7 protein-coding genes are annotated in these 8406 nt (G+C 75.4%); 5 read left to right on the top strand and 2 right to left on the bottom strand.

Going from position 1 to position 8406, the window contains the following annotated elements:
- Together DZF91_RS39840 and DZF91_RS15860 are read left to right on the top strand one after the other, a co-directional pair.
- Nucleotides 1-1624 (top strand): hypothetical protein (locus DZF91_RS39840; protein WP_199486668.1); only part of this gene is annotated, 1624 nt, incomplete at its 5' end.
- 440 nt (nucleotides 1625-2064) lie between these two features.
- Nucleotides 2065-2763 (top strand): COG1361 family protein, encoded by a 699-nt coding sequence (locus DZF91_RS15860; RefSeq protein ID WP_147341168.1) that lies wholly within the window; start codon nucleotides 2065-2067, stop codon nucleotides 2761-2763.
- Between the two features lie 14 nt (nucleotides 2764-2777).
- Here DZF91_RS15860 and galK read toward each other — a convergent pair whose 3' ends face one another.
- Both galK and galE read right to left on the bottom strand, forming a co-directional pair.
- Nucleotides 2778-3932 (bottom strand): galactokinase, encoded by a 1155-nt coding sequence (gene galK, locus DZF91_RS15855; RefSeq protein ID WP_117358236.1) that lies wholly within the window; start codon nucleotides 3930-3932, stop codon nucleotides 2778-2780.
- Between the two features lie 89 nt (nucleotides 3933-4021).
- Nucleotides 4022-4984, bottom strand: a complete 963-nt coding sequence (gene galE, locus DZF91_RS15850; protein ID WP_117358235.1) for a UDP-glucose 4-epimerase GalE — start codon at nucleotides 4982-4984, stop codon at nucleotides 4022-4024.
- 468 nt (nucleotides 4985-5452) lie between these two features.
- Between galE and trpS the strand changes: the two genes are divergently transcribed.
- From trpS to DZF91_RS15835, 3 genes are all read left to right on the top strand, one after another.
- Nucleotides 5453-6523 carry a tryptophan--tRNA ligase gene (gene trpS, locus DZF91_RS15845; protein ID WP_235834330.1) on the top strand — a complete coding sequence of 357 codons (1071 nt, stop codon included), beginning with the start codon at nucleotides 5453-5455 and terminating at the stop codon, nucleotides 6521-6523.
- Nucleotides 6513-7070 (top strand): 2'-5' RNA ligase family protein, encoded by a 558-nt coding sequence (locus tag DZF91_RS15840; protein ID WP_235834329.1) that lies wholly within the window; start codon nucleotides 6513-6515, stop codon nucleotides 7068-7070. The genes trpS and DZF91_RS15840 overlap by 11 nt, the downstream gene beginning before the upstream one ends.
- Nucleotides 7071-7159: 89 nt before the next feature.
- A complete protein-coding gene (locus DZF91_RS15835; RefSeq protein ID WP_117358233.1) occupies nucleotides 7160-8401 on the top strand; it encodes a YihY/virulence factor BrkB family protein in 1242 nt (413 codons plus the stop codon).
- Nucleotides 8402-8406 lie beyond the last annotated feature (5 nt).

Genomic DNA, 8406 nt, shown 5'->3' with positions numbered 1-8406 from the left:
GCCGTCCCCGGCCCCGGAGGCCGCCGAGGCGCCCGGGGCGTCCGCCGGGCCGGCGGACGGGCCGGACGTCGCCACCGTGGACGACCCGGACGAACTGCTCGACCTCGCCGAAGAGTCCTGGAACACCCGTGACACGGCGACCGCGCTCGCCGCGTACGCGCGCTTCGACGCGGTCACCGGCACCGAACCGGACGTCCCGCCCGCCGAGGACGCGCCCGCCGCCGAGTGGTTCCGCGCCGCCCGCCGCCTCGACGGCCACGGCCTCGCCCTCACCGAGTCCGGCGCGATGCCGGAGGCCGGCGAGGTCTGGGAGCGCACCGCGACCTGGTTCGAGCGGGCGGACGAGCCCGCCCGCGCGCTGGCGGTCTCCGGCCGCGTCGGCGCGGTCCTCGCGACGCTCGGCCGCCGCGAGGAGGCCGGCCCCCTGCTCACCGCGGCCGTCGAGGGCCTGGCCGCCCTGGACGTCCCCCGTGACCGCATCCGCGGATCGCGCATCCGGCTCGCCCAGTTCCACCTGACGGGCGGCGACCCGCGGGCGGCCCTCCCCGTGCTGGCGGACGTGGACGACGAGAACGGCGACGCCGCCCTCATCCGCGGCCAGGCCCACGCCATGCTCGGCGAGCACGCCGAGGCCGCCGCCGCCCTGCGCGCCGCCCGCGACGCCTTCCGCAAGGCCGGCGGCAACAGCCTTCTGGCGCAGGCGTCCATGATGTACGCGCAGATCGCCGGGCACGGCCCGGAGGCCGACGAGTCCGACGTGCGGGCCGCGCTGGACGAGGCCGTCGCGCACGCGCCCGCCGCCTTGGACGACGCCCCGCTGCTGCGGCCGGTCGCGCACTGGGAGCGGGGCCGCCTCCTGCTCGCCCGGGGCGGCGCCGCGGACGCCGTGCCCGACCTCGTGGAGGCCGTCGCCGCGTTCACCGGCCACGGCCGCGCCGAGGAGGCCGACCAGGCGCGCATCGACCTCGCCGCCGCCTACCTGGGCGCGGGCCGTGCCCTGGAGGCCGCCGAGACCGTCGAGGAGGCCCTCGCCGCCCTGGCCCGGAACGCGTCCGCGAGCGCCTCGGACCCCGACGAGCTGCGGCGCGCCCGCGTGATCCTCGCGTCCGCGCAGCGCGACCTGGGCGAGGCCGAGGCCGCCGACACCTTCGCCGAAGCCGCCACCGCCGAGACCGACCCCGCCGCGATCGGCCACTTCCTGGAGCAGTCCGCGGTCGTCCTCACCGAGGGCGACCGCGACGCGCAGGCCGCCGAGCGCTTCCTGGCAGCCGCCGAGGCGTTCACGCAGGCCGACGACCCGTACCGGGCGATCGACTGCCGCCGCCGCGCCGCCCTGTGCCTGCTGTGGTCCCGGCAGGCCGAGGAGAGCCTGACGGTGATGGCCGAGGCCCGCGACTCCCTGTCCGGCCTGCCCGCCGACAACCCGGCCGCGATCACCTGGCACACCGCCCGGATCGACTACGACGAGGCCCGCCTGCTGTCCAGCCTGGACCGGCTGCCCGAGGCCCTGGACCGCGCCGACGCCGCCATCAGGGGCTTCACCGCCCTGGACGAGACCGACGCCCGCGACACCGTCGAGACCCTCCGCCGCGACATCGCCGCCGCCCTGACCGACGGGTCCTGAGCCCCCGCCCCACCCGGTCCCACGGCCCGACATACTCCGCCCCGCGCCGCACCCGGGAGCGTTCCCCGGTCGGGCGCTGGTGGCGGAGGGGTTGGGCGCGCGGTTCCCGTGCGTGTCCGGCGGGGGCATTGCGGAGGGTCGCGAATAGGATCCGAAGCGTGATCTTCGGGAGGGTGGCGCGTGCGCTGGTCGGGGCCGGGACGGCCGCTGTGACGCTCGCGGCCGGAGCCGACCCGGTTCCCGCCGCGGTCAGGCCGCCGGAGAGCCCCGGCCCGGCAAGGTCGGAGGCGGCGGGGAAAATCGGGCCGCCGTGGCCGAGGACGGCGAGTCCGGGGCAGACGAGGTCGGAGGCGGCGGCGAATCCTGGGTCGGCGGGGGCGGTGGCGGCGGGACGGCCGTCGCCGCGGCACGTGGCCGATCCGGGGGTGAGATTGTCGGTGGTGCCGCGTCCGGTGCGTGGCGGGGGCGTGCTCGACTACACGCTGACCCTGCGGGACGCGGGAACGCGTGCGGCCGAACTCCGCCTCCCCGACGCCGTGGACGTCATCGGCACGAGCGACCCCGGCTGCACCGAGGTCGCCCGGGGCGGTGCCGCGAGCGGGTCCGGGCGGGTCGTCCGCTGCTCGTTCTCCGGAGGCTCGCGCCCGCGGTCCGTCCACATCCTGGGGATCGTGCGGCCGGGCGCGTCCGGGGTGCTGCGCGCCACGGCCCGCCTGGCCGGACGGTCCGAACGGGTCGCGCGGGACGGCACCGCCGAGGTCGGCGTCCCGGTGACGCCCGGCACGGACGTCGCCGTCCGCCTGGTGACGCCGCGTAAGGGACGCCCCGGAAACGTCGTACCGGTCAGGGCGACCGTCACCGACCGGGGGCCCCGCCCCGCCCGCCGGGTCACCCTCAGCGTGGGCGCGCAGGGGGCCGTCGTCGTCCGGATGGCCGGGGCGCACTGCCGCGTGCTGCGGAGGGCGCGGCCCGGCTGGTACATCCGCTGCCTGCTGGGCCGGTTGCGTCCCGGGCACGCCCGGACGGTCACCGCCTACCTGCGGCGGGGACGCGGCCGGGCGACGCTCGCCGCGTCCGCCGGACACGACCTCGGCGACACCGGGCCCGCCGACGACGCTGCGGCGGTGACGCTCCGCTAGACGAGCCGGTGCGCCTAGACGAGCCGGTGCGCCCCGGCGGACGGGGCGGTCTCGTCCAGGAAGACCGGGGGAGTCCAGGAGCGGGCCTGGTAGGCGGCCTCGATGGCGTTCCGGACGCGGTCGGCGCTCTCGGTGCGGGTGAGCACGATGACCGAGCCGCCGAAGCCGCCGCCGACCATGCGCCCGCCGCGCGCGCCCGCCCGGACGGCCTCGTCCACGGCGACGTCCGCCTCGGGCCAGGAGACCTCGTACTGGTCGCGCAGGGACATGTGGGACGCCAGCAGCAGCCCGCCGACCTCGGCGACCGCGCCCGCGCGCAGCAGGCCGACGGTCGCCTCGACGCGGTGGTTCTCGGTGACCACGTGCTGGACGCGCCGCCGCAGCACCGGGTCGGAGAGCCGGCCGAGCGCGGCGGGCAGGTCCTTGACGTCGCGCAGGGCGTCCACGCCCAGGATCTCCGCGGCCTTCTCGCACTCGGCGCGGCGCCGCGCGTACTCGCCACCGGTCAGCTCGTGCGACGCTCGGGTGTCGACCACCAGCAGGGTGAGCCCGGCCTCGCCCGGCGCGAACGGGACGTTCGAGGTCAGGCCGCTGCGGCAGTCCAGCAGCAGCGCGCTGCCCGCCGAGGACAGCATCGAGGCGGACTGGTCCATGATCCCGCTGGGCACGCCGACGTGCTCGTTCTCGGCGCGCTGCGCCAGCCGGGCCAGCTCGGCGGGTGCGATCCACACGCCGTGCAGGTCGCAGAGCGCGATCGCGGTGGCGCACTCCAGCGCCGCCGACGACGACAGGCCCGCGCCCTGCGGCAGGTCGGAGTCGATCAGCAGCGTCGCGCCGCCCACGCCGTGCTCGCGCAGCACCCGGGCCATCCCGACCGGGTAGGCCGCCCAGCCCCGCACGTCGCCGGGGGTGCCGGACAGCGGCGCGGTGACCGTGCCGTCCGCCTGCAGGGACCGCACCTCGACCACGTCGTCGTCGCGCCGGGACGCGGCGACCGACACGCCCAGCGGCAGCGCGAACGGCAGCACGAGCCCGTCGTTGTAGTCGGTGTGCTCGCCGATCAGGTTGACGCGGCCGGGCGCGCGCCAGACGCCCTCGGGGGCGTGCCCGTAGGCGTCGGCGAAGGCGGCGGCGAGCGCCGCGGCCGACGCGGCCGACGTGCCGGACACGGGTGGGGTGGACGCGGGTGGGGTGGACAAGGCGTACTCCTACGAAAACGTGCCGGCCCGCGCGCGTGGCGGGCCGGCGGGCCGCGGGGTCAGCGGAGGGCGAAGGCCCAGGCGTCGGCGACCATCTGGGTCAGGTCCCGCTCGGGCTTCCAGCCGAGCGCCTCGTTGATCTTCTCGGACGAGGCGACCAGCACGGCCGGGTCGCCGGGACGGCGGTCCGCGTACTCGACCGGGATCGCGTGCCCGGTGACGGCGCGGCAGACCTCGACCACCTCGTTCACCGAGTAGCCGCTGCCGCTGCCCAGGTTGTAGATCCGGTGCGAGCCCTCGGCGGTGTCGTCCAGCGCCAGCAGGTGCGCGCGGCCCAGGTCGACGACGTGCACGTAGTCGCGGACGCAGGTGCCGTCGGCGGTCGGGTAGTCGGTGCCGAAGACGTTCACGGCCTCGCGCTCGCCCTGCGCGACCTTCAGCACGTTCGGGATCAGGTGCGTCTCGACGGTGTGCCGCTCGCCCTGCGCGCCCCGGTCGGTCAGCAGCGCCCCGGCCACGTTGAAGTACCGCAGCGAGACCGCGCCGAAGCCGTACAGCCGGGCGTACTCGGTGAGGATCGTGTCGATCGCCAGCTTCGACGCCCCGTACGGGTTGGTCGGACGCGTCGGGTCGGTCTCCAGGATCGGGGTGCCCTCCGGCTCCCCGTAGGTCGCGGCCGTGGAGGAGAACACGATCCGGCCGACGCCCGCCCGCCGCATGGCGTCGAACAGCGCCAGCGACTCGCCCACGTTGCCGTCCCAGTACTTGGCGGGGTTCGCCACCGACTCGCCGACCAGCGACTTGGCCGCGAAGTGCAGCACCGCGTCGAAGCCCGCGCCGTCCAGCACCTCGAAGGCGGTCTTGCGCAGCGTCCCCCGGACGAACCGCGCGCCCGCCGGGACCGCGTCGTCGTGCCCGGTGGACAGGTCGTCCAGCACGACCACCTCGTGTCCAGCCTCCACCAACTGCGCGGAGACGACGCTGCCGATGTACCCGGCGCCTCCCGTCACGAGCAGCTTCAAGGTCCGACCTTTCGTAGACGTCCGCGTGCGGCCGTACCCGTCCGGCCGCGGCGGAGGCGAGCGCCCCCGATGCGGCCAAGGGTATCGGCCGGGCCACCGCGTCCGGCCCGCCTCGGCGACCCGGAGCGGGCGATCCGGGTGCATAAGATGTGGACGAGACGCGCGGGCGCAGTACGAGACGCCGGTCCCCGCGGCCCGCGGCGGAGACCGGTCCCCGCGGCCCGCGGCGGAGATCGGCCCGACGACCCTGCTCCCGGGTCGCGGCGTGGGAGGCGGCCGTCGCGCCGCTCCGGGCCGCGCGCCCCGGAGGCCGGGTCGGCTGCCGCCGCCCCGGAAGGGGCCTGAGAGAATCGGTCCGTGACCATGTCCGTGTCCCCGTCCGCCGCCACCTCCGCGTCCGACCCGGCCGCCTCCTCCGCCGCGTCCGACCCGTCCGCCGGCCCGGCGCCCGCCGCCGGTTCCGGTCCCGTGGCCGCGCCCCGCGTGCTGTCCGGCATCCAGCCGACCGCCGACTCGTTCCACCTCGGCAACTACCTGGGCGCCCTGCGGCAGTGGGTCGCGCTCCAGGAGACGCACGACGCCTTCTACTGCGTGGTGGACCTGCACGCGATCACCGTGGAGCACGACCCGGCCGCGCTGCGCCGCCGCACCCGCGTGTCGGCCGCGCAGCTGCTGGCCATGGGCGTCGACCCGGACCGCTCCACCCTGTTCGTGCAGAGCCAGGTGCCCGAGCACGCCGAGCTGGCCTGGGTGCTGAGCTGCCTCACCGGCTTCGGCGAGGCCAGCCGGATGACCCAGTTCAAGGACAAGGCCGCCAAGCAGGGCGCGTCCGCCGCCAGCGTCGGGCTGTTCACCTACCCGATCCTGCAGGCCGCCGACATCCTGCTCTACTCGCCCGAACCAGGCGCCGCGAAGCCCGGCACCGGAGAGCGGACGGGAGAGCGGACGGGGGAGCAGGCCTTCCACGTGCCGGTCGGCGAGGACCAGCGGCAGCACGTCGAGCTCACCCGCGACCTGGCGGGCCGCTTCAACCACCGGTTCGGCACCACGTTCGTCGAGCCCGAGGCGTACATCCCGCGCGGCGCCGCGAAGATCACCGACCTGCAGGACCCGACGAGCAAGATGAGCAAGTCGGCGTCCTCGCCGCAGGGCATCATCGACGTCCTGGAGGAGCCCGGGCCGATGCGCAAGAAGATCATGCGCGCGGTCACGGACACGGGCACCGAGGTGCGCTTCGACGAGGAGAACAAGGCGGGCGTCAGCAACCTGCTGCGCATCCACTCCGCGCTGTCCGGCGACACCGTCGCCGACTTGGAGGCGCGCTACGCGGGCTCCGGCTACGGCCAGTTCAAGAAGGACCTCGCCGAGCTGGTCACCGGCACCTTCACCCCCATCCGCGAGCGCACCCTGAAGCTGCTGGACGACGAGGACGCGCTGGACAGGATCCTCGCGCACGGCGCGGCGCGGGCGGGCGAGGTCGCGGCGCGGACCATGGACGTCGTGCGCGACCGGGTGGGATTCGTCGGACGTGGCCGCTGAGCACCGCTCGCTCGCGACCGATCCCGAGCACGCCTGCACCATCGGCGTGTCCGTTCCCATACCCGAGCCCTTCGGCGCCTACCTGCAGCGCAAGCGCGAGTCGTTCGGGGACCCGCTCGCCGGGACGATCCCGACGCACATCACGCTGCTCCCGCCCACGCAGGTGGACGTCGCGGCGATGCCCGCGATCGAGGAGCACCTGAGCGCGGTCGCGGCGCTGGGCGAGCGGTTCTGGATCAGGCTGCGCGGCACCGGGACGTTCCGCCCGGTGTCGCCGGTCGTGTTCGTGGCGCTCGCCGAGGGGATCGGCGGCTGCGAGGCCGTCCAGTCCCGGGTGCTGACCGGGCCGCTCGCCCGGGAGCTGTCCTTCCCGTACCACCCGCACGTCACCGTCGCCCACCACCTGCCCGAGGAGGTCCTCGACCGGGCGTTCAAGGACCTGTCCGACTACCGGGCCGACTTCGTGGCGTCGGGGTTCTCGCTCTACGTGCACGGCGAGGACGGGATCTGGCGCCCGCACCGCCATTTCGCCTTCCCGGAGCGCTGAATCCGCAGGTCGCGGAGGTGCCCGGCGGCCCCTCGGGACAAGGCCCGCCGGGCCGGACTGATCGCCGGTCTGCCGGGTACGTTGCGTGCATGCTCGTGATCACACCGCTGCTGCACCGGGTCGAGGCACTGGTGGACGCCGTGAAGGCCGCGATCGGCGCGCTGCGGGCCCGCTGGCCCTGGTTCGACCATCTCGGCCGGGCCTACGAGCGCTACCAGGACCACGGCGGCGACCGCCTCGCCGCCGCGATGACCAGTTACGGCTTCCTGTCGTTCTTCCCGCTGCTGGCCCTCGCCTACGCGCTGCTCGGCTACCTGGTCGGGGTCAGTGACGAGGCCCGCGACTACCTGATCAAGGCGATCGAGCAGCTCCTGCCCGGGCTGTCCGGCCCGCTGGAGGTGCAGAAGATCGCCCAGTCGCGCACCACCGCCGGGGTGATCGGCCTGGTCGCGCTGGTGTTCACCGGACTCGCCTGGGTCCGCGTCCTGCGCGAGTCGCTGCGCGGCATCTGGGGGTACGAGGCGTCCCCGGAGGGCAACTTCTTCCTGCTCAAGCTCGCGGACATCGCGGTGCTGCTCTTCCTCGGCACGACGCTGGTGCTCAGCGTCGCGGTCTCGTCGGTGGCGGCCTCGGCCACTCAGGGCGTGCTGAACGTGGTCGGCCTCGCCCACGTGACCGGCGCGGGGGTGATGCTGTGGCTGCTGTCGCTGGTGGTCGCGGGCGCGTTCAACACGCTGATCTTCCTGGTGCTGTTCAGCCGGCTGTCCGGGACGCGCGCGCCCTGGCGGCAGATCCTGCGCGGCGCGCTGTTCGGCGCGGTCGGCCTGGAGGTGCTCAAGCAGATCGGGACGCTGCTGGTCGCGCACACCGCGCGCAACCCGGTCTACGCCTCGTTCGCGGTCCTCGCCGGGCTGATGGTGTGGATCAACATCGTGTCCCGGTTCGTGCTGTTCGCCGCCGTCTGGACGGCCACCCGCCGCGTCGTCCAGAAGGTGGACGGCACCCCCGAGCCCCCGCCCGAGGCCCGGCCGAACCTCGACACGGACGCCGAAAGCGACGCCGAGGCCGAAAAGGACGCCGAGGCCGAAAGGGACGCCGGGGCGGACGCCTCTACGGACGGCGAGAAGGACGACGCGAAAGACGGTGAGACGGGCGGCATGACGGGCGGCACGAAGGGGAAGCGGGTGGACGGCCGTCCCGAGGCGGAGTTCGGCGACCGATCCCGCGCCCGCTACGAGACCGCCGCGCAGTCCGGAGCAGCGCGTTCCGAAGCAGCGCAGTCCGGAGCGGCACGGTCCGGGAGGGTCACTGCTCGTCCAGGCGGGGGCTGAGCGGC

Origin of the sequence: Actinomadura logoneensis, from assembly GCF_003428695.1 — a bacterium.
GTDB lineage: Bacteria > Actinomycetota > Actinomycetes > Streptosporangiales > Streptosporangiaceae > Spirillospora > Spirillospora logoneensis.
The sequence above is the reverse complement of the archived record's forward strand: the minus strand, read 5'-3'. Positions and strand labels throughout refer to the sequence as shown.